Raw genomic sequence first — 22,778 nt, forward strand, 5'->3', positions numbered from 1 at the left:
TTATGCACTTTAAGTGAGGTGGTTTTTAGAGATTTTTTATTTTTTACCTATGATCCGTAGCTGTTTACAGTGTGTTAGGGGGAGCTGTTCCTCGATATAACACTGTGACTAGCTTTACAATGGCTCAACACTCGGGCCGCTTCGAATCCACTCGCACACGCCCCATGATATTGACGATGATCTTGGCACCCTCGTCCCGGCGGCCGCAGAGCCGAAACGACCCAAAGTAGCCGCCAGCCCTGCCCAGGGCGCTGTAGCGCACCGGGCGATTATCATTGCGATAGGTGAGGGCGGGCAATCGGCTCTCGCCTAGTGTGCGCAGCAGGGTATCTCCGAGCTCGCCCCGTCCTTCGAAAACAACCAGGGTAGCCAGCCACGCCTTGCCCTCGGCGTTGTTGCTGATCGCACACTGGCGCATATCCACACTCGGGCATAGCGTAACGGTGCCGCGGCGGGTAATGGCCGCGCTGCGGGTCATCGCCAGCGCACTCTTGAGGCGCATCACCTCGGCGGCAACCTCGTTGCGGGCGGTAAACTGCTGGAAGCTTGGCACCGCCCAGGTGACCATGATGGCGAGCACGGCGATGGCCACGATCAGCTCGATCAGCGTAAAGCCGTGGTGCGAGGTCAGGCCGGCCGATGGTGACGCGATGGGGCGCATGGGGCCCTCCCGGGAGTGGTTCCCTGACCCGCAGTGATTCTTTCACCTTAGCCAAGCGCCTTCGGCACGTTGTCGGTCTTTTCCTACCACGGTTGTAAGCGGTTGCCACCACGCTTATGCGTGATTCATGGTGGCTGGCGGGCTCGGCGGCTCGAATCCGAAACCTTAACCCGCTATCGTTTGTCGGAGGCTCACACGCCGTCGCCGATGATCGGGGCGGCTTCGCAACCAGGAGTCAGCATGAGCGAACAGAATCAGTACGTGCCGCCCAAGGTGTGGAAGTGGGAGCATCCCAGCGGTGGCGCCTTCGCCAGCACCAACCGCCCGATCGCCGGGACGACCCATGAGAAGGCGCTGCCGGTGGGCGAGCACCCCTTCCAGCTCTACTCCCTGGCCACTCCCAACGGGGTCAAGGTCACGGTGATGTTCGAGGAGCTGCTGGCGCTGGGGCATCGAGACGCCGAGTACGACGCCTGGCTGATCCGCATCGGCGATGGCGACCAGTTCGGCAGTGGCTTCGTCGAGGCGAATCCCAACTCCAAGATCCCGGCGCTGATGGATCACTCCACCACGCCGCCCACCCGGGTGTTTGAATCCGGCTCCATCCTGCTCTACCTGGCGGAGAAGTTCGGTGAGTTTCTGCCGAGCGATCACGTCGCGCGTACCGAGACCCTGAACTGGCTGTTCTGGCAGATGGGCAGCGCCCCCTTCCTGGGCGGCGGCTTCGGGCACTTCTACGCCTATGCGCCAGAGAAGCTCGAGTACCCCATCGACCGCTACGCCATGGAGACCAAGCGCCAGCTCGATGTGCTGGATCGCCATCTGGCCGAGAACCGCTACCTGGCTGGCAACACCTACACCATCGCCGACATGGCCACCTGGCCCTGGTATGGCCAGCTGGTGCTGGAGCGGCTCTATGATGCCAGCGAGTTCCTGCAGGTGCAGGAGTATACCCACGTGGTGCGCTGGGCCCGGGAAATCGACGAGCGCCCGGCGGTGCAGCGCGGGCGCATGGTCAATCGCACCTTCGGCGAGCCTGAGATGCAGCTCCATGAGCGTCACGCGGCCGAGGACTTCGCCACCCGCACCCAGGACAAGCTCGCCGACGGTGACGATGAGTAAGTCGAGCAAGCCGAGTGAGAAGGGCAAGCCGAGTGAGAAGGGCGAGCTGAGTGAGAAGGGCGAGCCACGTGCGCTGCGCCCTGTCTCCTACCTGGAGGAGCTGGCGGCGCTGGAGGCGGAGTCTCCGGCGCTGCTGGTGCTCTATGGCGGCCCGGCCTGTGGGGTGTGTCAGGCGATCAAGCCGCGCATCGAGGCGATGCTGGCCGAGTCATTTCCCGCCATGCGGGGCGTCTATGTGGACTGCCAGGGCGAGGGGCAGTCGGTGTGTGCCCAGCGTCAGGTGTTCAGCCTGCCGGTGATTCGGCTGTGGTTCGACGGCCGCCCGTTCGACGAGTTCGTGCGGGCCTTTTCGCTGGCGACGCTGCATCGCGCGATCGAGCGCCCCTACCACAAGGGAAATCCGGCCTGAGATAATCAGGCCAGAGTGACCGCGCCCAACGCCTCGCTCAGCCGCTCGATCAGCTGACCGCTATGGCGCCAGCTGTGCCAGTAGAGCGGCACCTCCAGCGCCTGCCCCGGGGCAATGCTTACCAGCTCGCCGGTCGCCAGCCGGCTCTCTACCTGCATGCGCGGGATCATGCCGTAGCCCATGCCGGCCAGGGCCAGCCTGACGAAGCCCTCCGAAGCGGGGCAGAGATGGTAGGGAAAGGGGCCATGGTAGCCGCACTGAGCGAGGAAACGGTGCTGCAGCTGGTCATTGGGGCCGAAGACGATGGCCGGCGCCTGGCGAAAGGCCTCGGCGGCAAGGCCCGCCGAGAAGTGGCGCTCGCGATAGGTGGGCGTGGCCAGCGGCAGATAGCTCATCCGGCCCAGGGGCAGGGCGCGGGCCCCGGCGATGGGCTGCGGGCTGGCACACAGGCAGGCGGCCACATCGCCGTCGCGCAGGCGGCGCAGGCCGACCTCCTGATCCTCCACCACCAGATCGAGGACGACCCCCTCCTCCCGACACAGCGCCCCGACGGCCTCGGCCCACCAGGTGGCCAGGCTGTCGGCGTTTACCGCGATGCGCAGGCGGGGCGCCTCGCTCTCCAGGGTAGGCAGCGCCCGGCTCAGGTCGCGCTCGAGCAGCTGCACGCGTCGGGCATGGTTGAGCAGCTGGCGACCCACCGGCGTGGGGGCCAGCGCCGGGGTGCGCACCAGCACGGGTTGCCCCAGGCGTATCTCCAGGGTGCGGATGCGCTGGGAGATCGCCGATTGCGAAAGCCCCAGCGCCTCGCCGGCGCGCTCGAAGCCGCCACACTCCACCACGGCCGCCAGGGCCTCCAGCAGCTTGTAATCCAGCATTCCATGTATCCGGCCAATATTTGGCTCATCATAAGCAGAACTGATGCGGCATTAACAGGATGATTTTTGCGTATGGCTGGCATCGGCTAGGCTGGCCGCCATCGATAACGACATGGGAGCAGGGAGATGCTGGAGAGCTATCTGACCGGGCTGGTGGTTAGCGGCGGGATCATCATGGCGATCGGTGCCCAGAACGCCTATGTGCTGGGGCTGGCGGTGCGTCGTCAGCACCACTGGTGGTCGGCCGGGCTGTGCATGACCAGCGATCTCTTGCTGCTGAGTGCCGGCATGCTGGGCATCAGTGCGCTGCTGCTGGCGGTGCCCCAGGCGATGGAGGTGATGCGCTGGGCCGGGGTGCTGTTTCTTGGCTGGCTGGCTGCCCAGGCCCTGTGGCGTGCCGTCAGCGGGCGCCAGGGGCTGGATGGCGAGGCCCAGGCACCGCCGGGGCGTCGCCGGGTGATCCTGGCCACCCTGGCGGTGACCCTGCTCAACCCCCAGGTCTACCTGGATACCCTGCTGCTGATTCCGGCGGTGGGGGCACAGCAGAGCAGCACCGCCGGCTTCCTGGCCGGGGCGGGGTCGGCATCGATCCTGTGGTTCAGCCTGCTGGCCTGGGGAGGGGCGGCGCTGGCGCCCTGGCTGAAACGGCCGGTGGCGTGGCGGGCCATCGACGGGGCCATCGGCGTGATGATGGCCGCCATCGCGATTCAGCTGGCGAGCGGGGCGGCCATGCCGACCGCCATGGCGGGAATCAATTGATCTGAGTGATGATCACCGGGGCCACGCCGCGGTTGATAAGGCCCAGCTTCCTGGCGGCACGCTTGGAGAGATCGATGATGCGGCCCCTTACGAAGGGGCCGCGATCGTTGATCACGACCGTGACCTCCTGGCCGGTATCCGGGCGCTCTACCACCACCTCGGTGCCGAAGGGCAGGTGGCGATGGGCGGCGGTAAGCTGGTTCTGGTCAAACGGCACGCCGCTGGCCGTGGTGCGGCCCTGGAACTTGTCGGCATAGAAGGAGGCGTATCCCTGCTGAGTCTCGGCGCTGGCGTCATGAGCATGAACGTTGGCAGCAGTGCCGAGGGTCAGCAGGCCTGCCAGGCAGCAGGTCAGCATCAGGCGGGATTGGGGTCTCATCGGTGTTTCCTCACGGTTCTCGCTGGGCAGTGTGTGCTTTTTCACGATCCCACGTGAGTCAGCACGGTGCGGTATGACCAAGGGTAGCCTCCCCGCTGCAGCGCACAAATAATAACCGCCAGTGGAGTGGGGAGGCAAGAGGGAGGTAGGAAATCGCGAAGATGGTTACCGATGCCTGCATGATCGCGACAATCTTATATAAAAGCCCCGTTGTAGAGTAGGAAAGCGCTGGCACAGGCCGACTGCCAGTCAGCTCGCCACGCTGAGACGCCCTTGGTGGATCCGCCCGCTGGCGCCGTAACGCCAGGGGCGGTTGTGCAGTCCATGGCCCATCGGCAGGCCGTGATAGAGCGGGATGCCCAATGGCGCCAGGGTCGCGGCGAGGATCGCCTCGAGGCATTCGTCGCCCCAGGGCGGGCAGCCCTCGAAGGTACCCAGACAGACGGCGGCGGCACGGTCCAGGGCGCCGCCCTGCACCAGCTGCCACAGGGCCCGCTCCAGGCGATACCAGGGTTCCCCCACGTCCTCGAGGATCACCAGCGCCCCAGGCGGTGCCTGGAAGGCGGCCGGGGTGCCCGTGAGGCTTGCCAGGGTGGTGAGGTTGCCGCCGACGAGGGGGCCTGAGAGCGTGGCGGGGGCCTCGCCCCAGGCGGCAACTGGGTAGTCGAGCGCTGTCGTCCCCTGAATCAGTGCCAGGGTCTCGGTGAACTGCTGATGCACTACCCGGTGCTCTTCGTGACCTGCCTCGTTTGCGGCCTCGCTGGCAGCCTCGCTTTCGGTCTCCCCATCGTCGGCCGTGTGTTCGGCCTCGAGCAGGCCGCTCGCGGCCTTGACCACCGGGCCGTGGATCGCCGGCAGGCCGTGGCGGTGCCAGTGGTCGAGCAGCACGGTGACATCGGAGTAGCCCACCAGGGGCTTGGGGTTGGCGGCCAGCCGGGTCCAGTCGATGCCGTCGAGGAGCTGGGCGGCGCCGTAGCCGCCGCGGATCGCCCAGACCGCCTGGGTCTCGGGGTCGTCATAAGCGGCATGTAGCTGGGCCAGCCGCCACTCGCGGGAACCGGCCAGGTAGCGACAGGGCCGCTGCAGCGGTTCGGGGCAGCGCACTCTGACACCCAGCGACTCCAGCCCACGAATGCCGCGTGCGATGGCGGCGTCGTCGGTGACCGATGAAGGGGCAATCAGGCTGATGGCAAGCGACATGGGTAGGGTCCGGCGGCTGGAAAAGCCTCTAGGATGGCATGGAGGGCGCGTCGACGCATCTCGTCACCCGGGCTGAAACGAAAACACCCCGAGCGGTGCCCGGGGTGTGAAGGAGTCGCGCAGGCCTCAGTGTCGCGAGGCGTTCTCCTCTTCGAACAGTTCTGCCTTGGCATCACGCATTACGTCCTCGCAGGCCGCCTGGTGGGCGAGCTGGGTGAGCAGGCCCTGGGTCACGGCGAAGCCCTTGCCCAGACAGGTATCCACTTCCTCCCGGCTTACTGCCGGGACCACATCGCAGTCGACTTTCAACGTTCTACCGCCACCTTCGAGCCGGTCGGCGACATCGCGCAGGCGCCAGGCGATGCGTGCCTTCCAGCCGGCTGCTTCATCCACGCCTTCGTTTACGCTAAACGTGCACCGCCATTCAGGTTTATAGACCTTCATGTGAACCTCCGTGCTGGCTTGGATTGCGGGATCGATCGTGTATTCTGCTCCTTGGTCGTGCGGTACTGCCTCGTCCAGCATACTGGATCGCCGGTGTCGCGGTAAGCGACGTTAGTCGTGACTCGCCCCGTGGGTTGTCTGCCGCACCGCTACTGAGTCACAAGCATCCATTATCGTCATCGTCAGGAGAGCAGCATGGCCAGCATCTTTACCCGCATCATGCAGGGCGAGATCCCGGGACACTTCGTTCACGAGGATGACCAGTGTGTGGTCATCATGACCATCCAGCCGATGAAGCCCGGCCATGTGCTGGTGATTCCCCGGGAGGAGGTCGACCACTGGGATGACCTGCCCGAGCCGCTCTACCAGCACCTGATGACGGTCTCGCGGCGCCTGGCCAAGGCGATCAAGAAGGCCTTCCACTGTGAGCGGGTGGGCATGCTGATCGTCGGCCTGGAGGTGCCCCATGTGCATATCCATCTGACGCCGCTGGATGAGATGAGCGATATCCAGGTGGAGAACCTGCCCATGGCCGATTCGGCCGATCTGGCGGCGGCCGCCGAGAAGCTGCGCGCCGCGCTGGGCTGAGTTCCCTATAAGCGTTGGCCTGTTCGCGCCTGTATCAAGCGAGAGGCGCCGAGGAAAGGCTGGAGAGGGAGCGGAGCTCCTCATCGGCTTGTCCCCAGCGCCCCCTAATTCCGGTAGCTGCGATAGCCCTGCGTCGATCAAGAGCTCAAGCGGTGTCGGGGCGGTCTTTCTGTTATCCTGTCGTCATTCAACTCCTTCTCTATCTGGCCAATGGCGCCTGCCGCCGGCCCGTGCCATTGCTCGTTTACGACCCGGCTTATCGTTCGTTATGGGTCGCCTCTTTCTGCAGGATACTCCCTTGTCTGATACCCCTTCCGACGCCTCCTTCGCCGCGCTGCCGCTGGCGCCGGAGCTGCTCGACAATCTCGCCTCGCTGGGCTTTACCGCCATGACGCCGATCCAGGCCGAGAGCCTGCCGCCGATCCTGGACGGTCGCGACGTGATCGCCCAGGCGAAGACCGGCTCCGGCAAGACCGCCGCCTTCGGCCTGGGGCTGCTCTCGCGGCTGACCCTTTCGAATTTCCGAGTGCAGGGGCTGGTGCTCTGCCCGACCCGTGAGCTGGCCGACCAGGTGGCCGTCGAGCTGCGCCGGCTGGCGCGCAGCCTGCCCAACGTCAAGATATTGACCCTGTGCGGCGGTGCGCCCTTCGGCCCGCAGCTCGCCTCCCTGGAGCATGGCGCTCATATCGTGGTGGGCACCCCGGGCCGGGTAGAGGAGCATCTGCGCAAGGGCTCACTCAGGTTGGAAGGGCTCGAGGCCCTGGTGCTGGATGAGGCCGATCGCATGCTCGACATGGGCTTCCAGGCGAGCCTGGAGGCGATCGTCGCCGAGACGCCGGCCAGCCGCCAGACGCTGCTGTTCAGCGCCACCTTCTCCGATGCGGTGCGCCCCGTGGCCGAGGCGATGCTGCGCCAGCCGCTGAGGGTCGAGGTCGCCGAGACCCACGACGCCAGCAGCATCCACGAGCGGGTCTACCGGGTCGCCGATGGCGACGAGGCGCGCCTCGAGGGGCTGTGTCGGTTGCTGCTGCATTTCCGCCCGGCCTCCAGCGTGGTGTTCTGCAATACCAAGCGCGAGACCGATGAGGTGGCCCAGGCGCTCAACGCGGCGGGCTTCGGGGCACTGGCGCTGCATGGTGACCTGGAGCAGCCCGACCGCGACCGGCTGCTGGTGCTGTTCGCCAACCGCAGCGCCTCGATCCTGGTGGCCACCGACGTGGCGGCACGCGGGCTCGATATCGCCGAGCTGGATGCGGTGTTCAACTACCATATCGCCCGGGACCTGGAGGTGCATGTGCACCGCGTGGGTCGCACCGGCCGGGCCGGCAGCGCGGGGATCGCCTGCACCCTGGTCGGCCAGGGCGAGGGCTACCGCCTGGAGCGCCTCACCGACTTTCTCGGCGAGCCCCTCGAGGAGGCCAGCCTGCCGCCGCGCTCGGTGCTCTCCCGTGAGCCGCTGGTGCCGCCCATGACGACCCTGCAGATTGGCGGCGGCAAGAAGCAGAAGGTGCGCCCGGGGGATATCCTGGGCGCCCTGACCGGAGAGGCGGGGCTGGCCGGTGACCAGGTGGGCAAGATCAAGGTGCTGGCCAACAGCGCCTATGTGGCGGTGCGCCGCGAGGTGGCCGACCAGGCTCTCGAGCGGCTGGCCAACGGCAAGATCAAGGGGCGCAGCTTTCGCGCCCGGCGCATCAGCCGTTGATGGCGGCTCGCCCGATCGGCTCGGCCGCTCGCTTCGATAAGCCGGCTTAGCCAGCCGGCTCAGTGATTCGTTTCAGCAATACCAGGAACAATAGATGAAGATACCCAAGCGCCTGCAGCCGCTGGTGGACGACGGCCTGATCGACGCGGTCGAGAGTCAGCTGATGAGCGGCAAGGAGGCCCAGGTCTATGTGGTGCGCTCCCACGGGGAGCGACGCTGCGCCAAGGTCTTCAAGGAGGCGAAGCAGCGCAGCTTCAAGCAGGCCGTGCAGTACCAGGAGGGGCGCCGTGGGCGCAACAGTCGCCGCTCGCGGGCGATGGCCAAGAAGACCCGTTACGGGCAGAAGGAGCAGGAGCAGGCCTGGCTCAATGCCGAGGTCGACGCCCTCTACCGGCTGGCCGCGGCAGATGTGCGGGTACCCAAGCCCTTTGGCTTTATCGATGGCGTGCTGCTGATGGAGATGATCAGCGATGCCGAGGGTTTCACCGCGCCGCGCCTGGACGACGTGACCCTGAGCGCCGAGCAGGCCCGCGAGTCCTACACTAAGATCATCCGGGACGTGGTGAAGATGCTGTGTGCCGGGCTGGTGCACGGCGACCTGTCCGAGTTCAACGTGCTGATGGCCAGTGACGGGCCGGTGATCATCGACCTGCCCCAGGCGGTGGATGCCGCCGGCAACAACAGCGCCGAGTGGATGTTTGAACGTGACGTGGACAATATGCGCCGCTACTTCGGCCGTTTCGCGCCGGAGTTGCTGGTCACGGACTACGGCAAGGAGATCTGGGCGCTATTCGAGGCGGGGGAGCTCCACCCGGAGAGCCAGCTGACCGGCCGCTTCGTGCATGACACCGCCCCCGTCGATGTCGACGAGCTGATGACGGTGATCGATGACGTTCGCGAGGAGGAGGCCAGTCGCCAGGCGGCGCTCAACCGCGGCGACGAGCCCGGCGTGGAGGAAGCCGCCGCGGAGTGGCAGGAGTCGCAGCGCCAGCGCTGAGACACGCCGGCTTGCTCCCGGGCCGACGTACTCTTCGCCCGGATTACTCTTCGCCCAGGTTAGCCTTCGCCCGACTTACTCCTGGGGCAGTTCGGCGCTGTGGAAGACGTTCTGCACGTCGTCGCAGTCATTCAGGGCGTCGAGCAGCTTCTCGAACGTGGCCACGTCGTCCCCCTCCAGCGGCGTGGTGGTCTGGGGCACGAACTGGATTTCGTCGACCTCGAAGTCGATCTCGCCGAAGGCGTTGAGCAGTGCCTGCTTGGTCTTGGCGTACTCGGTATGGGGCGCGAAGACGGTGATCCGCTCCTCCTCGTTCTCGATGTCGGTGACATCGACGTCGGCCTCCATCAGCGCCTCCAATACCGCCTCCTCGTCGCTGCCCTGGAAGGCCAGGATGGCGCAGTGGTCGAACATGTGGCTGACGCTGCCCGGCGTGCCCAGCTTGCACTTGGTCTTGTTGAAGCAGGTGCGCACTTCGCCGAAGGTGCGATTGGGGTTGTCGGTCAGGCAGTCGACGATGACCATGCAGTTGCCCGGCCCGAAGCCCTCGTAGCGCGCCGGGGAGAAGTCCTCGCCGCCCACGCCGCTGGCCTTGTCCAGCGCCTTGTCGATGACGTGGGAGGGGACCTGGTCCTTCTTGGCGCGCTCGATCAGGCCGCGCAGGCTGAGGTTGCCGGCCGGGTCGGTGCCGCCCTGCTTGGCACACACGTATATCTCGCGACCGTACTTGCTGTAGACCTTGGTCTTGGCGTCGGCCGTCTTGGCCATGGATTCCTTGCGGTTCTGGAAGGCCCTGCCCATATCACTGTCCTGTCGAGTTCAACATGGAACAGGATTCTACGAGACCGGGCGGGACGCGAACAGGGCTATTTTACGCTCGCGACACGGCCCGTCACGACTACACTCCGGGAGTCACCCCTTCGGCTGCGGAGGCCGCATGGACCATCACGCCTATCGTCACGCCCTGGCCGGGGCCCTTGGCGGCAGCGAGCTGCCGTTTGCCCCTGGCGAATTCGTCGCCCGCCTGGCCCGGGTGCGCGACGCGATGTCATCGGCCGGCCTCGACGCTCTATTGCTGACCGACCCGGCGGATATCTTCTACCTCACCGGCTATCACACCTTCGAGGTCTCAGTGCACACCGCGCTGGTGGTAGGCGCCGAACGGCTGGTGCTGCAGGTGCCCTCCATCGAGACCGGGCCCGCGGTGGTCACCGCCGCGGTGGACGAGATCCTCGGCTACCGCTGGGAGGGCATCGACGAGGTGATCGCGCCGCTGGCCGAGACACTGGCGGCGTATCGCGCCATCGGCCTGGATCTCTATGGCGCCGGCCTGCGCCTGGGGGTCATTCGCGAGCTGCAGGCGCGGCTGGGGGCCGAGCGCTTCCGCGATGACGGCGGCGCGCTGCTTGATACCATTCGCCTCGTCAAGACACCGGCGGAGCTCGAATGTCTGCGCGAGAGCGCCAGGATCACCGCGGCGGGACTGGCCGCCGCCGAGGCGATAATCGCGCCGGGAGTGACCGACAACGAGGTGGCGGCGGAGGGCAGCCGAGCGCTGCTGGCTGCCGGCAGCGAGTTCATGAGCCTGCAGCCCATCGTCACCAGCGGCCGGCGCATCAGCGTCATTCACGTCAACCACAAGCGCAACGTGATCGAGCGTGATGACCCGGTGTTTCTGGAGTTCGGTTCTGCCTTCCAGCGCTATACCGCACCGATGATGCGCACCGCCGTGGCCGGGTGGGCCAGCGCCGAGATGCAGGCGCTGCGCGATCTATGTCGGGCGCTCTTCGAGAGTCTGATCGCCGAGATGCGCCCGGGGCGCACCTTCGACGATGCCGCCAGGGCCGCCGAGACGGTACTCGCCCCCCATGCCGATCGGCTCTTCTTCTCGGGGGTGTTCGGCTATGCCGTGGGCGCCCAGTTCCCGCCCAGCTGGGTAGAGGGGACCGGTTATATCGCCCGTGGTCAGCGGCGCGAGTTCGCCGCCGACATGGTATTTCATCTGCCGCTCTGCCTGCGCCGACCGGGTGAGTGGGGTGTTGGGATCAGCGATACGGTGCGCGTCACCCCTCAGGGCGGTGAGGCCATCACCGACAACGACTGGCGGCTGAGGGAGGCCGGGGGGTGACGGGCGATTACCCCGGCCGGCGGTGGCGGCCATGTCAACGACGAAGTTAACGACTGAGTTAACGACTATGGGCCCGCGGACCGATAAGACATATACAGCGAGGATGGGAACTTTATGTTTCAGAGGTGTCTGATATGGCCACCGCAAATGGCAATGGAGTGACCACCGATGATCCGCAGACTCTCTCTTCCGGCCCTGCTGTTGGGTGCCGTGACGCTGGCCGGCTGTGCCGGGTTCGATGCTACCTCCAATGGCCCCGGCGACGAGCCGCTGGAGAACACCTACTGGAAGCTGGAAACGGTGGGTGATCGTGAAGCGATTGCCATCGACGAGGCGCGGGAGGCGCATCTGGTGCTGCACGCCGAGGATAGCCGCCTGGCCGGCTCCACCGGGTGCAACCGCATGATGGGGCAGTACGAGCTCGAGGGAGATCGGCTGAGCTTTGCGCAGGTGGCCACCACCATGATGGCCTGCCCCGGTGAGGTGATGGCGCTCGAACGCGCCTTCCTCGATGCACTGGGCAGCGTCGATACCTGGCAGGTCGACGGCAAGGCACTGACCCTCGTCGATGCCGAGGGCGAGGCGCTGGCACACTTCGAGGCGGTGCACCTCTACTGAGTGCCGTACGAGGCTAAGCCCTGCACTCGCCAGGTGCCTTTCGACCCGAGCGACGCCCGTCACCGCCGTGACGGGCGTCGTCTTTTTTTGCGCTACCGACTACAGCAGCCAGGCCGTGGCGAGGCCGATCGTCAAGGAGGCGAGCATTGGCATGACCACCCGACCGGCGGTGCGGCGCGTGCCGAAGGCGCCGGCCAGGCCCGCCTTGACCAGGTTGTTGGTGGCGGCGGCCAGGATGATGCCGATCACCGCGGTGTCGGGGCTGATGGCGTCCAGTGACATGCGGGTCAGGGAGAGGGTAATGGCGTCGACGTCGGCGATGCCCGAGGTGGTGGCGAGCAGATAGATGCCAGCGTCGCCCAGCGCGTCGCGTAGCCACTCACCCAGCAACATGATTACTGCCAGCAGGGCGCCGAAGAAGAGTGCCATGCGCAGATCCAGCGGGTTCTGCCCGGAGCCCGGCTGCTGTACCGCGCCATCGCCGCGATGCCGACGCCACAGCCAGAGCGCCGGCAGGTAGAGGGTGGCGCCCATCAGCGCGATGGGCACGAGCAGCGCCGGCAGCAGACCGGGGCTGATCACCGCGGCGTAGAGCAGGATGCGCGGGAACATGGTGCCGCAGGCGATCAGGATGCCGGCGGCGAGCATCGGCGAGAGCCCCGGGGTCAGCCGTGACTGACGGGCGAAGTGCAGGGTCAGGGCGGTGGAAGAGCTGAGGCCGGCGAACAGGCCGGTAAAGAGGATGCCCTTTTCGGCGCCGCCCATGCGGATGGCGAAGTAGCCGACGAAGGAGACCGAGGCGATCAGCACCACCATCCACCAGATCTCGTAGGGGTTGAGCGCACCACCGGGCCCCATGGCCTGGTCGGGCAGCAGTGGCAGCATCACCGCGCTGATCACCAGCAGCTTGAGGCCGGCGTCGAGCTCGTGGGCCTGCAGCTTGGCGAGCAGGCCGTGTATCTCGCGCTTGTTGTCCAGAATCAGCGCCGTGGCCACGGCACAGGCGGTGGCCAGGGCCGGGTCCACCTCCACGGCCACGGCGCCGAAGCAGAAGGTCAGCAGCAGCCCCACCAGACCGGTGATGCTGTAGTCCTGGCGCTCGGTGAGGCGTGCCCGCCAGGCCACCAGGGCGGTGCCCGCCACCGCCAGGAACATCAAGGGAAATGCCCAGGCGCTCAGGGTGGTGGAGAGCAGGGCGGCGATGCCGCCGAGCAGTCCCACCAGGGCGTGGGTACGGATGCCGGCGATGCGCTCGCCGGCCTGCTGCTCGCGGGCGACCCAGCCGCGCTCGATGCCGATCAGCGCGCCCAGCAGCAGGGCCACGACCAGCCGGAACAGCGGTTGGTTGGCGTCGAGGAAATGGCGAGTGACCTCTTCCATGGGCGTGGCTCCGACTGGCGATACGTGCGAGTGAGGGGGGGGCGACATCTGCCGGCAAAACGTTGCAGAGCTGTTAACCTATGGGCAGGGTACACCTAATGATTTAGCAAAGGCTGCATCAGCATGCCGCACGCTTCGGGCCTTACGCCATTCGATACCGAGCTTGACATTCAGCGCGACAGGCGCCGCGCCATCATCGTCTATGTAGGCAGCATGGTGCTGCTGTTGGCGGTGATCGGCTCCTTTGCGCTCGAACAGTATTGGCACGATACCCAGGCCGCCGAGGAGCGCAACTCAGCCAGGGCCGACCTGGTGGCGGAGTGGGTGTCCAGCATCTTCACCTCAAGCGAGGTGATGCTGACCAGCGTATCGGCGCACCTGGAGGATGAGGCGGCGGGTATCGAGGATGAAACATCACTGCAGCTGACACACTGGCTTAGTGCACTGATTGCCGATCTGGCGTTCTTCGACAGCATCAGCGTGCTGGATGCCCAGGGGCGAGTCCTGGCCTCTTCCCGTAGTGACTACCCACCGGGCCGCCCCCTGGGGGGACTTCCCTATTACCATCGGCTGCTGTCGCTAGCGCCCGGCGAGCAGACCGTTACCCCGCTCTTCTGGTCATCCGCGGCCCTTGGCTATCGAGTGGTGCATGCCCGGGGTCTGGCCGATGGTGGGGTTGTCAGCGTCGAGCTCAAGCCTGAGGTCTTCCATCGTGGCCTGGCATCGATGAGCATGGCAGAGGGGCAGAGCACTGCCATCATCGATACCGAGAAGCAGTTGGTCGCCCGGTTTCCCGCCTTCGAAGAGAAGGGCTCCGAGGGTGGGCTCGGCAAGATGGTGCATGGGGCCTTGATCGAGACATTTCTCCAGAGCGGGAAGCAGCGAGGCGACTATCGCGTCCGTTCGGCCCTGGATAACGAGGAGCGCTTCTTCGATGCGGGGCGGATCGGTGACCTGCCTTTCGTGACGGTGGTTGGCGAGGAGGTATCGGTGGCGCTTGAGGGCTGGATTCAGCGGCTATGGCTCTACCTTTCGATCGTTGCGACGGCGGTCGGGCTTGGCGGCCTGCTGCTGCGTCACTATCTCAATCGGCTGCGGCTGGAGGGGGAGGCGCGCCAGCATGATGCCCAGCTGAGAATCGCCGCCGCTGCCTTCGAGACACACCTGGGGATATTGATCACCGACGCCGAGGGCATCATTTTGCGCGTCAACGATACCTTCACCCGCATTACCGGTTACTCGCAGGAGGAGGTGTTGGGCCAGACTCCGAACCTGCTCAGCTCCGGGCTGCATGATGAGGCCTTCTATGCGGGGATGTGGGACAGCATCGAGCGCCGCGACAGCTGGCAGGGTGAGATCTGGAATCGCCGGCGCGATGGCGAGGTGTTCCCCGAGTGGCTGACCATCGGCGCGGTGCGCAATGCCGAGAATGAGTTGACCCACTATGTGGCGACCCTGAGTGACCTCACCGAGCGCAAGGCCGCCGAGCGAGAGATCCATCAGCTGGCGTTCTTCGACCCGCTGACGGGGCTGCCCAATCGACGCCTGCTGATGGATCGCCTGCAGGGCCTGCTGCGCGACAGCAAGCGTGGTGACCACTTCGCGGCGCTGATCTTTTTGGACCTCGACAACTTCAAGCGGGTGAACGATACCCTGGGCCATCGAAGGGGGGATCAGCTGCTGCGACAGGTTGCCGAGCGCCTGCATTCGGTGGTGCGTGAAACCGACACCCTGGCGCGGCTGGGCGCCGATGAGTTCGCGCTGCTGGTGCAAGATCTCGGCGAGTGTCCCGAGGAGGCCGCGAAGGGCGCCGAAGGGGTCGCACTCAAGCTGCTGTCCGCCCTGCAGGCCCCTCAGGTGGTCGCGGGTGAGCCGCTGGTGGTGACCGGCAGCCTGGGGGTGACGCTGTTCCATGAGCATGCGGTCAACCTGGATGGCATCCTCCAGCAGGCCGATACGGCGCTGTTCCAGGCCAAGGCGGCGGGCAGGGACACCCTGAGCTTCTTCGACCCGGAGATACAGGCGCGCCTGCAGGCGCGGGCTCGACTCGAGTCCGACCTGCGACAGGCGCTGCCACGGGGGGAGTTTCGGCTTCACTATCAGCCCCAGGTAACGGCCGGTGGCGAGATGTGTGGTGTGGAAGCCCTGCTGCGCTGGCAGCATCCCGGGCGGGGTGTCGTTTCACCGGGCGAATTCATTCCCCTGGCCGAGGAGAATCGCATGATATTGGCGATCGGCGGCTGGGCACTGGAGAGCGCCTGCCGTCAGCTGGCCGTCTGGTCCGCTGACCCTGAGCGACAGCATCTGGTCATGGCGGTGAACGTTAGCCCCGTGCAGTTTCGCGAGGGTGACTTCGTCGAGCAGGTGCAGGCGATTCTCGATGCCACCCGGGCGCCTGCCAAGCGTCTCAAGCTGGAGGTCACCGAGAGCCTGTTCATGGAGGAGCGTGATGATGCCAGGGCCAAGATGCTGCGCCTGAACGAGCGTGGCGTGAGCTTCTCCCTGGATGACTTCGGCACCGGCTACTCCTCGCTCTCCTATCTCAAGCGCCTGCCGCTGGCACAGCTCAAGATCGATCAGGGCTTTGTTCGCGACCTGCTGGAGGACCAGGCCTCGGCGGCCATCGTGGCCAGCATCATCTCCCTGGCACGCAGCCTGGAGCTGGATGTGATCGCCGAGGGGGTCGAAACCGAGGCGCAGCGAGACTGGTTGATCGCCCATGGGTGCACACGCTTCCAGGGCTATCTGTTCAGTCGTCCTCAGCCAATCGAGCGGCTGCCCCTGTCGGTCGCCGAATGAGATGCCGGCAGAAGTGTTTAGTCCAGCCTCAGGCCGTCAGAGTGGGCCCTCAGCTCGAAAGGAGGCGCTCGATCTCGGCAAGCAGTGCCCTACAGACGTCATCGGGGTGGCGATGTTGGCGGTCGGTATCCTCCTCGGTGCCGGACTCGATCAGGCTCGCCACCAGACGATGTGCCTCCTGGTGCAGCGTGGCGAGGCGCCTCAGGTCGGGAAAATTCTGTCCATGATCCTTGATCAGCCAGTCGCAAAAGTGACAGGGTGAGCCTGCCAGCGGTGAGGATATCGGGCTGTCCCCGGCAGCCAGGTCGCGATGCAGCTGGCGACACCAGGCGCGATGCTCGATACCGGCGGTCAGCAGCAGTAGCCGGTTGGCAGGCAGCGGCATCTGGCTGGCCCACTGGGCGGGTGGGCGCCACTCGGCGCACCAGGCGGGGATCGCCTCCGGAGGCATGGGGGAGGCAATGCCGTAGCCCTGGCCCAGCTCGCAGCCCAGACGAAGCAGCAGTTGGCCATGCTCCAGGGTCTCGACCCCCTCGGCGATTACCTGGCGCTCGAAGGCCTCGGCCAGCCCCAGCACGCCGGCGAGGATCTTGAGATCTTCGGGGGTGTCGAGAAGGTCGCGGATAAAGCTCTGGTCGATCTTGACCGTACCCGCCGGCAGCCACTTGAGGTAGGTCAGCGAGGAGTAGCCGGTGCCGAAGTCATCCAGCGAGATCTGTACGCCGATGTGCTGGCATGCCTCCAGCAACTCGGTGATCTGGGTGAGGTCACCCAGGGCACTGGTCTCGAGAATCTCCAGCTCCAGGCTGCCCTCGGGAAGACCTGGCTGTTCGGCGAGCAGTGCCGTCAGTCGTTCCGGCAGCTGGCGCTGGTTGAGGTGATGCGCCGCCATGTTGATGCTTATCGCCAGGGGCAGGTCGGTCTCGTGCCAGACGGCGGCCTGGGCGAGAGCCTGCCGGATCACCCATTCCCCCAGTGCCTCGATAAGCGGATGCTCCTCGATCACGGGAAGGAACTGGTCCGGGGTGAGCAGGCCGCGCGCTGGGTGGTTCCAGCGGACCAGGGCCTCGACTCCGATCACCTCGCCGCTGCGCATATTGACCTTGGGCTGATAATGGAGCACGAACTCCTCCTGCTCCAGCGCCTGCTGCAGGCGTTCCAGGCTTTCGTGGCGGCTGCGTATCGAGCGGTCGAGGTCGGGATCAAAAAAGTGGTAGCGGTTCTTGCCGGTCAGCTTGGCATGGTACATGGCCTGGTCGGCCTGGCGCAGCAGCTGGTCGGCTTCGACGCTCTCCGGCTGAGGGTAGAAGGTCACTCCCAGGCTGGCGCTGACCATGAGGCGTTGGCCCTCGTATGACACTGGCTGAGTGACGATGTTTAGCAGCCGGCGTAGCAAGGGTTCTATGCTCTGGGTGTCGGTGAGGTCCGCCAGCACCGCCACGAACTCGTCGCCACCCAGTCGACACAGGGTGTCCCCCTCCCGTAACACCTGACTCATTCGATGAGCCAGGGTGACCAGCAGGTGGTCGCCGGCGTCGTGGCCGAAGCTGTCGTTGATGGCCTTGAAGCCGTCGAGATCCAGGTAGATAACGGCCAGTTGGCGTGCCAGGCGCTGCTCATGGGCCATGGCCTGATTCAGGCGGTCGGCAAGCAGTACCCGATTGGGTAGGCCGGTGAGCGGGTCATAGTGAGCCAGGTATTCCAGCTGGCGCTCGTGCTCCTTGAGCAGGGTGATATCGCTGGAGGTGCTGAGCAGTCCGGTAATCTCTCCACCGTCCCGGATGGGTGTCTTGATCTCCAGATAGACCCGGCGATTGCCTTCGGCATCGTGACTGACCATCTCCTCGGTAATCTGCTCGCCGGCGAGCGCTCGCCGGTCGAGTTCTGACTGACGCACCACGCTCTCGGCGTCGAGGAAGTGCTCATCCTTGCTGCCTATCAGGGTCTCGGTATCACAACCCAGCAGCTCCAGGGTGGCGCGGTTGGCGTAGGTATAGCGGTAGTGTCGGTCCTTCATATAGATGTAGGAATCGACATGGTCGAGGGCCTCGCGGAATCGCTGGGTCTCGAGGTGTGCGGCGTGCAGCGCCAACTCAGTCTGCTTGCGCTCGGAGATATCGATGATCACGCCGTACCAGGTGATGGCACCATCCCGCTCCAGATGGGGCTGGGCATCGCCGAACACCCACTGAATCTCGCCATCTTGCAGTTGGATACGGTACTCCTGGCGCCATGGGGTCAGGGACTCGGCGGAGCGGTTGATGGAGCGCACCACGGCATCACGGTCATCCGGATGGATGGTGTTGAATACCGGATTGGCATCCTGCCGGACTTGCTCGGGTGCCACGCCGTAGATCCGTCGCATGCCCTCGCTGGCATAGGGGAAGAGCGAGTGACCATCGGGCTCGAGACGGTATTCATAGACGACTCCTGGCAGTTGGCTGGCGATGGTCTGTAGCCGAGAGACGGCTCGCTCGAGCTGCGCCTCGCGTTGGCGAAGGGTCTGCGTCAGTGCCCGGGACATCTGCTGGGCACGAGCTCGAGTGCTGAGCAGTGAGTCGATCAGGGCGCAGAGCAGCAGGGTGAGGGTGAAGCCGCCAGCCAGTCGCCACCAGGCCGTGGCGAGGGGGATGGCGGCACCGGGATCATGATACTGGAAAGCCAGTTCCCAGGCCTGTCTGGCGACCTTGATCTGGCGAGTCTGGACAAGGTCTGTATCGGAGTGAGGGCCGGTGGTGCTGCGGTAGAGCAGCGCTTGCTGGGTGTTGCTGCCGCCAGAGTATAGGCTCAGGTCCAGGGGCAGACCGTCGCTCCAGTCATGGGTAGCCAGGATGCCGGTCATCAGGTCGTGCATGCGGTAGGGCATGTAGGTCCAGCCGAGCAGGGCATCGCGGCGCTGCTGGATGCTCTCCAGGGGCATGCCGCTTCGATAGACAGGCAGGTACATCAGGGTGGCAGGCTGCGGCTCGTCCTGTTCGGTGACCAGCTCGACCCGTCCGCTCAGGGCCGCCTGGCCGGTATCACGGGCGCGCTCCATGGCATCGCGCCGCGTGGGGTTGGAGAGCATGTCGTAGCCCAGAGCGTGCCGATAGCGGTTGCTGAAGGCCTCGTAGTAGTGGACAGGGCCGTAGACCTCACGCTCGCCGGCAGGCATGATCCTGTAGTCGGCGACGTCTTCGGCGCGCCCGCTGACGAGATGGGCGTCCAGGTGCTCGGCGGGAATATGGCGAGCGAAGCCGACCCCTTCGATATCCCCCAGCAGTGGCGAGGAGTGCAGGCGGTCGACGAAGGCGCGCCATTCGCTGCGACTCACCGTCTCCGAGGCATCGAACAGTGCCGAGGCACCCTGCAGGATCAGTGCATAGGCCGCCAGGCGCTCCTCGATACGCAGGGTGATCTGGTCGGCGCCGAAGGCCAGCCGCTGCATCGCCTCGGTCTCGGCGTCGTGACGAGCCTGTTGGGCGAAGGTCAGCGTCAGCATGACCCCGGTGATGGCGATCAGCCAAAGCCACGGGGGGGAGTCGTAAAGGCGTGCCATACCGCTGGTATTACTCCGTTGGTCGTTCATGCCTTAGCTCCAGCATAACGGCTTGGGGAGATAACGTCTCGTGGAAGGCTAATCAAGTAGCAGAAATGTAAACGGCCACCGCGAGGATTCGCGAGTGGCCGCTTCACAGGATGCTTCTGGCGCGAGGATCTGGTGCCGCAAAGAGGAGTCGAACCTCCGACCTACGCATTACGAGTGCGTTGCTCTACCGGCTGAGCTATTGCGGCCTGACCGTCATGGTAGCGCCGGGAAGTTTCACCGACTAGCCCCGGGGCTTGTCGTGCAGTCGGGTCAGGCCTTCCTGGGCGCTGGAGGCGACCAGCCGACCGTCGCGGTCGTAGATGCTGCCACGGGCGAAGCCCCGTGCCTGGCCGGCCCAGGGGCTGTCCATGTCATAGAGCAGCCAGTCGTCGACCCTGACCTCCTGGTGAAACCAGAGTGCGTGGTCGAGGCTGGCGATCTGCAGCTTGGGGTCACGGAAGCCGATGCCGTGGGGCACCAGGGCGGTGGTCAGCAGATTGAAGTCGGAGCTGTAGGTCAGCAGGCCACGGTGCGTTGCGGGGTCGTCGGGAAGGTCGCCCACCAGCCGGAACCAGACGCGCTTGCGGGCCGGCTGGCCGGGCTGGCACTCCTCGCTGTCGAGGAGGAACTCGATGGGGTGGTTGTCGAAGCGGGCCAGCTCGGCACCCGCCTCGATCAGGCGCTCCGGCGATGAGACCGTCGGCATCGCCGTCTGGTGGGTGAAGCCCTGCTCTGCATCGTGGAAGGAGGCACTGCAGAAGAAGATGGGGCGCCCCTTCTGAATGGCGGTGATCCGGCGTGTCGCGAAGCTCCCGCCATCGCGCACCGCCTCGACCTGATAGATCACCGGACGGTGCGGGTCCCCGGGACGCAGGAAGTAGCCGTGCAGGGAGTGGGGGCGGCGAGCCGCGGCGACAGTCTGCGTGGCCGCCGAGAGCGCCTGGCCGAGCACCTGGCCACCGAACAGCTGGGGCAGCCCCAAGTCCTGGCTGCGGCCGCGGAACAGGTTCTCTTCCAGGGGCTCCAGGCCAAGCAGGTCCACCAGGTCGTTCAGGGCGTCGGGCGTCATCGGTCTCCTCCGGGTGATGGCATGCAGGAAGGCCATCGGTATCATACGATCGTCTGCCAGCCATTCAGTCTACGGGAGTTCCGGGCAGTGCGCAGCGATGAATTCTATATGCACCGGGCCCTGGACCAGGCCCGGTCAGGGCTCGCCGCGGGCGAGGTGCCGGTCGGGGCGGTGGTGGTGGATGCCGCCGGTGAGATCCTCGGCGTCGGCTACAATGCGCCGGTGGGCGGGCACGACCCCAGCGCCCATGCCGAGATCCGCGCGCTGCGTGATGCCGGCGCGCGACTCGGCAACTACCGCCTCGATGGCTGTACCCTCTACGTGACCCTGGAGCCCTGCCTGATGTGCACCGGGGCGATCATCCACGCCCGCATCGCGCGCCTGGTCTATGCCGCCGCCGAGCCACGCAGCGGTATGGTGGAGTCGAAGGCCAATCTCTTTGCCCAGCCCTGGTTCAACCACCGAGTGGCGGTGGAAGGGGGCGTGCTGGCATCGCGGGCATCACGCCTGCTCAAGGAGTTCTTCGCCACACGTCGCCCCTCGTAGGCCTTACGGGGCAGTAGGGCTGGGGCCTGCGGTGCGGGCGTTGAGCTGCGGGAACTCGCGTCGGCTGCGCTCCACGTAGCTGAGAATCTCGTGATAGCGGCGGATGTTGCGGACATAGATCACCGGCTCGCCGCCCCGGGCATAGCCGTACTTCGTCTGGCTGTGCCACTCACGCTGCTGCAGCAGCGGCAGCGACTCGCGGACATCGGCCCAGAGGTCGGGGTCACCGCCGCGCTGCTCGGTGATTCGGCGGGCATCGTAGAGGTGCCCCAGCCCCACGTTATAAGCCGCCATGGCCATGTAGAGGCGGTTGTCTCCCTGAATCGAATCGGGCAGGCGGTCATGCAGCTGGCGCAGGTAGCGGGCCCCGCCATGGATGCTCTGGGCGGGGTCGAGACGGTTGCTGACCCTCAGGTCGCCGGCGGTGGCGTTGGTCAGCATCATCAAGCCTCGCACGCCGGTGGGGGAGGTGGCCTGGGGGTCCCAGTGCGACTCCTGGTAGCCCACGGCGGCCAGCAGCTTCCAGTCGAAATCCGTGGCTCGCGCGGCCTCGCGGAACAGCTCGGTGTACTTGGGGAGGCGCGCCTCGACATGGTTGAGGAAGGTGCGCGTGCCGACGTACTCCAGGAAGTCGTCATGGCCGAAGTAGCGGGTCACCAGGGCCTCGAGCTCGCCGCTCTCGTGCAGCCCGGAAAGGAAGCGGTTGGCGGCCTCGACCAGCGCCAGGCTGTGCTCGGTCGGGAAGGCCCAGGCCATGGAGAGCGGGTCGCCGAGCAGGAAGCCGCGCTCCACGTCGGGGAAGAAGAGCCGGTTGAGGCGAAACTGATGGTCGAAGAGCACCGCCGCGTCGAGTTCGCCATCCTCCACCTGGCCGAGCAGTTCGGCGACCTCCACCTCGGAGGAGGCTTCCCAACGCAGATCCGGATAGTCAGCCTGCAGTTCGTTCAGTACACGACCGGTGCCTGCACCGCCGATGGCGCCCAGAGTCAGGCCGGGCAGGTCGTCGGCGGTCTCCACCGGGGGAAGCCCACGACGATAGACGACGACCGGTTGCAGCTCGATGATCGGGCGGCTGAAGACCACCCCTGGCAGGTCGGGCTCCAGGGGCAGGGCCGCCGCCGCCATGTCGCCCTCCTGGCGCACCGCCTCGAGGGCACTTTCGATATGGTGATCGGCACGAATGGTCAGGCTGACGCCCAGCTGCCTGGCGAAGCGTCGCGCCAGTTCGTACTCGAACCCGGTGGGCCCCTCGCGCCCCTCGTAGTAGGTGGTGGGGGTGTTGCGGGTGTGCACGCTGAGCAGTTCCCGGATGAGGATGGTGTCGAGCAGGCCCTGCCTGGCAGTGCGTGGCGGCTCGGGGAGCAGGGTCAGCACCGCTATCGCCAGCAGCGCGATGGCGGTATGCCTCAGGGGTGCACTCGGAATCAGTGGCATGCGGTGATCGGCTGCAGTGAGGCCCTTCACGATACCCAGCCTTGCTGCGGCTGTCATCCGTGCGCTTGCCTCTTTGCTCAACCGGATTTCTTCCGCCACT

General features: G+C 65.9%; 20 protein-coding genes and 1 tRNA gene. 10 read left to right on the top strand and 11 right to left on the bottom strand.

What is annotated here, in order from left to right:
- Positions 1-124: 124 nt before the first annotated feature.
- Positions 125-661 (bottom strand): GspH/FimT family pseudopilin, encoded by a 537-nt coding sequence (locus Q0894_RS12180; RefSeq protein WP_299235704.1) that lies wholly within the window; start codon positions 659-661, stop codon positions 125-127.
- 240 nt (positions 662-901) lie between these two features.
- On the opposite strand from Q0894_RS12180, the gene yghU reads away from it, so the two are divergent.
- Both yghU and Q0894_RS12190 read left to right on the top strand, forming a co-directional pair.
- Positions 902-1,783: a glutathione-dependent disulfide-bond oxidoreductase gene (gene yghU, locus Q0894_RS12185; protein WP_299235706.1), complete on the top strand. Its 882-nt coding sequence runs from the start codon at positions 902-904 to the stop codon at positions 1,781-1,783.
- Complete coding sequence (locus tag Q0894_RS12190) at positions 1,776-2,192, top strand: thioredoxin family protein (RefSeq protein WP_299235709.1); 417 nt, start codon at positions 1,776-1,778, stop codon at positions 2,190-2,192. The genes yghU and Q0894_RS12190 overlap by 8 nt, the downstream gene beginning before the upstream one ends.
- Positions 2,193-2,197: 5 nt before the next feature.
- Here the strand turns inward: Q0894_RS12190 and Q0894_RS12195 are convergent, their stop codons facing one another.
- Complete coding sequence (locus tag Q0894_RS12195; protein WP_299235712.1) at positions 2,198-3,067, bottom strand: LysR family transcriptional regulator ArgP; 870 nt, start codon at positions 3,065-3,067, stop codon at positions 2,198-2,200.
- A 126-nt stretch (positions 3,068-3,193) separates the two neighbouring features.
- Between Q0894_RS12195 and Q0894_RS12200 the strand changes: the two genes are divergently transcribed.
- Positions 3,194-3,826: a LysE family transporter gene (locus Q0894_RS12200; protein ID WP_299235716.1), complete on the top strand. Its 633-nt coding sequence runs from the start codon at positions 3,194-3,196 to the stop codon at positions 3,824-3,826.
- Here the strand turns inward: Q0894_RS12200 and Q0894_RS12205 are convergent.
- The 3 genes from Q0894_RS12205 to Q0894_RS12215 all read right to left on the bottom strand — a co-directional run bounded on the left by Q0894_RS12205 (position 3,819) and on the right by Q0894_RS12215 (position 5,849).
- Positions 3,819-4,205, bottom strand: a complete 387-nt coding sequence (locus Q0894_RS12205; RefSeq protein ID WP_299235719.1) for a septal ring lytic transglycosylase RlpA family protein — start codon at positions 4,203-4,205, stop codon at positions 3,819-3,821. The genes Q0894_RS12200 and Q0894_RS12205 overlap by 8 nt on opposite strands.
- A gap of 249 nt (positions 4,206-4,454) precedes the next feature.
- Complete coding sequence (locus Q0894_RS12210) at positions 4,455-5,405, bottom strand: LD-carboxypeptidase (RefSeq protein WP_299235721.1); 951 nt, start codon at positions 5,403-5,405, stop codon at positions 4,455-4,457.
- 126 nt (positions 5,406-5,531) lie between these two features.
- The gene (locus tag Q0894_RS12215) at positions 5,532-5,849 is read right to left on the bottom strand and encodes a hypothetical protein (RefSeq protein WP_132045174.1); all 318 of its coding nucleotides are present in this window, start codon (positions 5,847-5,849) and stop codon (positions 5,532-5,534) included.
- A 195-nt stretch (positions 5,850-6,044) separates the two neighbouring features.
- Between Q0894_RS12215 and Q0894_RS12220 the strand changes: the two genes are divergently transcribed.
- The 3 genes from Q0894_RS12220 to Q0894_RS12230 all read left to right on the top strand — a co-directional run bounded on the left by Q0894_RS12220 (position 6,045) and on the right by Q0894_RS12230 (position 9,136).
- Positions 6,045-6,437 carry an HIT family protein gene (locus tag Q0894_RS12220; RefSeq protein WP_299235723.1) on the top strand — a complete coding sequence of 131 codons (393 nt, stop codon included), beginning with the start codon at positions 6,045-6,047 and terminating at the stop codon, positions 6,435-6,437.
- Positions 6,438-6,705: 268 nt separating this feature from the next.
- A complete protein-coding gene (gene dbpA, locus Q0894_RS12225) occupies positions 6,706-8,139 on the top strand; it encodes an ATP-dependent RNA helicase DbpA (RefSeq protein WP_299235726.1) in 1,434 nt (477 codons plus the stop codon).
- A gap of 94 nt (positions 8,140-8,233) precedes the next feature.
- A complete protein-coding gene (locus Q0894_RS12230) occupies positions 8,234-9,136 on the top strand; it encodes a PA4780 family RIO1-like protein kinase (RefSeq protein ID WP_299235728.1) in 903 nt (300 codons plus the stop codon).
- 75 nt (positions 9,137-9,211) lie between these two features.
- Here Q0894_RS12230 and Q0894_RS12235 read toward each other — a convergent pair whose 3' ends face one another.
- Positions 9,212-9,937, bottom strand: coding sequence for a YebC/PmpR family DNA-binding transcriptional regulator (locus Q0894_RS12235; RefSeq protein ID WP_299235730.1), 726 nt, complete (start codon positions 9,935-9,937; stop codon positions 9,212-9,214).
- Positions 9,938-10,073: 136 nt separating this feature from the next.
- Here Q0894_RS12235 and Q0894_RS12240 point away from each other — a divergent pair, with 136 nt between their 5' ends.
- On the top strand, positions 10,074-11,264 hold the full coding sequence (locus Q0894_RS12240) for a Xaa-Pro peptidase family protein (RefSeq protein WP_299235735.1): 1,191 nt from the start codon (positions 10,074-10,076) through the stop codon (positions 11,262-11,264).
- Between the two features lie 168 nt (positions 11,265-11,432).
- Positions 11,433-11,882 carry an META domain-containing protein gene (locus tag Q0894_RS12245; RefSeq protein ID WP_299235738.1) on the top strand — a complete coding sequence of 150 codons (450 nt, stop codon included), beginning with the start codon at positions 11,433-11,435 and terminating at the stop codon, positions 11,880-11,882.
- 99 nt (positions 11,883-11,981) lie between these two features.
- Here the strand turns inward: Q0894_RS12245 and Q0894_RS12250 are convergent, their stop codons facing one another.
- Positions 11,982-13,262: an MgtC/SapB family protein gene (locus Q0894_RS12250; protein ID WP_299235741.1), complete on the bottom strand. Its 1,281-nt coding sequence runs from the start codon at positions 13,260-13,262 to the stop codon at positions 11,982-11,984.
- A gap of 123 nt (positions 13,263-13,385) precedes the next feature.
- On the opposite strand from Q0894_RS12250, the gene Q0894_RS12255 reads away from it, so the two are divergent.
- Positions 13,386-16,061: an EAL domain-containing protein gene (locus tag Q0894_RS12255; protein WP_299235744.1), complete on the top strand. Its 2,676-nt coding sequence runs from the start codon at positions 13,386-13,388 to the stop codon at positions 16,059-16,061.
- A 49-nt stretch (positions 16,062-16,110) separates the two neighbouring features.
- On the opposite strand, the gene Q0894_RS12260 is transcribed toward Q0894_RS12255, so the two are convergent.
- From Q0894_RS12260 to Q0894_RS12270, 3 genes are all read right to left on the bottom strand, one after another.
- Positions 16,111-19,629, bottom strand: coding sequence for an EAL domain-containing protein (locus Q0894_RS12260; RefSeq protein ID WP_299235747.1), 3,519 nt, complete (start codon positions 19,627-19,629; stop codon positions 16,111-16,113).
- Positions 19,630-19,759: 130 nt separating this feature from the next.
- Positions 19,760-19,835, bottom strand: a tRNA-Thr gene (locus tag Q0894_RS12265).
- 35 nt (positions 19,836-19,870) lie between these two features.
- Positions 19,871-20,698, bottom strand: coding sequence for an acyl-CoA thioesterase II (locus Q0894_RS12270; protein WP_299235750.1), 828 nt, complete (start codon positions 20,696-20,698; stop codon positions 19,871-19,873).
- Between the two features lie 87 nt (positions 20,699-20,785).
- Here Q0894_RS12270 and tadA point away from each other — a divergent pair, with 87 nt between their 5' ends.
- A complete protein-coding gene (gene tadA, locus Q0894_RS12275; protein WP_299235753.1) occupies positions 20,786-21,244 on the top strand; it encodes a tRNA adenosine(34) deaminase TadA in 459 nt (152 codons plus the stop codon).
- A 3-nt stretch (positions 21,245-21,247) separates the two neighbouring features.
- Here the strand turns inward: tadA and mltF are convergent, their stop codons facing one another.
- The gene (mltF, locus tag Q0894_RS12280) at positions 21,248-22,678 is read right to left on the bottom strand and encodes a membrane-bound lytic murein transglycosylase MltF (RefSeq protein ID WP_299235755.1); all 1,431 of its coding nucleotides are present in this window, start codon (positions 22,676-22,678) and stop codon (positions 21,248-21,250) included.
- Positions 22,679-22,778: the final 100 nt, after the last annotated feature.

Origin of the sequence: uncultured Halomonas sp. (genome assembly GCF_947501415.1) — a bacterium.
Lineage (GTDB): Bacteria > Pseudomonadota > Gammaproteobacteria > Pseudomonadales > Halomonadaceae > Halomonas.

Bases quoted from the DNA above. Each gene is read 5' to 3' on its own strand.
- Q0894_RS12180 (WP_299235704.1), bottom strand. From the start codon at position 661: ATGCGCCCCATCGCGTCACCATCGGCCGGCCTGACCTCGCACCACGGC.
- yghU (WP_299235706.1), top strand. From the start codon at position 902: ATGAGCGAACAGAATCAGTACGTGCCGCCCAAGGTGTGGAAGTGGGAG.
- Q0894_RS12190 (WP_299235709.1), top strand. From the start codon at position 1,776: ATGAGTAAGTCGAGCAAGCCGAGTGAGAAGGGCAAGCCGAGTGAGAAG.
- Q0894_RS12195 (WP_299235712.1), bottom strand. From the start codon at position 3,067: ATGCTGGATTACAAGCTGCTGGAGGCCCTGGCGGCCGTGGTGGAGTGT.
- Q0894_RS12200 (WP_299235716.1), top strand. From the start codon at position 3,194: ATGCTGGAGAGCTATCTGACCGGGCTGGTGGTTAGCGGCGGGATCATC.
- Q0894_RS12205 (WP_299235719.1), bottom strand. From the start codon at position 4,205: ATGAGACCCCAATCCCGCCTGATGCTGACCTGCTGCCTGGCAGGCCTG.
- Q0894_RS12210 (WP_299235721.1), bottom strand. From the start codon at position 5,405: ATGTCGCTTGCCATCAGCCTGATTGCCCCTTCATCGGTCACCGACGAC.
- Q0894_RS12215 (WP_132045174.1), bottom strand. From the start codon at position 5,849: ATGAAGGTCTATAAACCTGAATGGCGGTGCACGTTTAGCGTAAACGAA.
- Q0894_RS12220 (WP_299235723.1), top strand. From the start codon at position 6,045: ATGGCCAGCATCTTTACCCGCATCATGCAGGGCGAGATCCCGGGACAC.
- dbpA (WP_299235726.1), top strand. From the start codon at position 6,706: ATGGGTCGCCTCTTTCTGCAGGATACTCCCTTGTCTGATACCCCTTCC.
- Q0894_RS12230 (WP_299235728.1), top strand. From the start codon at position 8,234: ATGAAGATACCCAAGCGCCTGCAGCCGCTGGTGGACGACGGCCTGATC.
- Q0894_RS12235 (WP_299235730.1), bottom strand. From the start codon at position 9,937: ATGGGCAGGGCCTTCCAGAACCGCAAGGAATCCATGGCCAAGACGGCC.
- Q0894_RS12240 (WP_299235735.1), top strand. From the start codon at position 10,074: ATGGACCATCACGCCTATCGTCACGCCCTGGCCGGGGCCCTTGGCGGC.
- Q0894_RS12245 (WP_299235738.1), top strand. From the start codon at position 11,433: ATGATCCGCAGACTCTCTCTTCCGGCCCTGCTGTTGGGTGCCGTGACG.
- Q0894_RS12250 (WP_299235741.1), bottom strand. From the start codon at position 13,262: ATGGAAGAGGTCACTCGCCATTTCCTCGACGCCAACCAACCGCTGTTC.
- Q0894_RS12255 (WP_299235744.1), top strand. From the start codon at position 13,386: ATGCCGCACGCTTCGGGCCTTACGCCATTCGATACCGAGCTTGACATT.
- Q0894_RS12260 (WP_299235747.1), bottom strand. From the start codon at position 19,629: ATGAACGACCAACGGAGTAATACCAGCGGTATGGCACGCCTTTACGAC.
- Q0894_RS12270 (WP_299235750.1), bottom strand. From the start codon at position 20,698: ATGACGCCCGACGCCCTGAACGACCTGGTGGACCTGCTTGGCCTGGAG.
- mltF (WP_299235755.1), bottom strand. From the start codon at position 22,678: ATGCCACTGATTCCGAGTGCACCCCTGAGGCATACCGCCATCGCGCTG.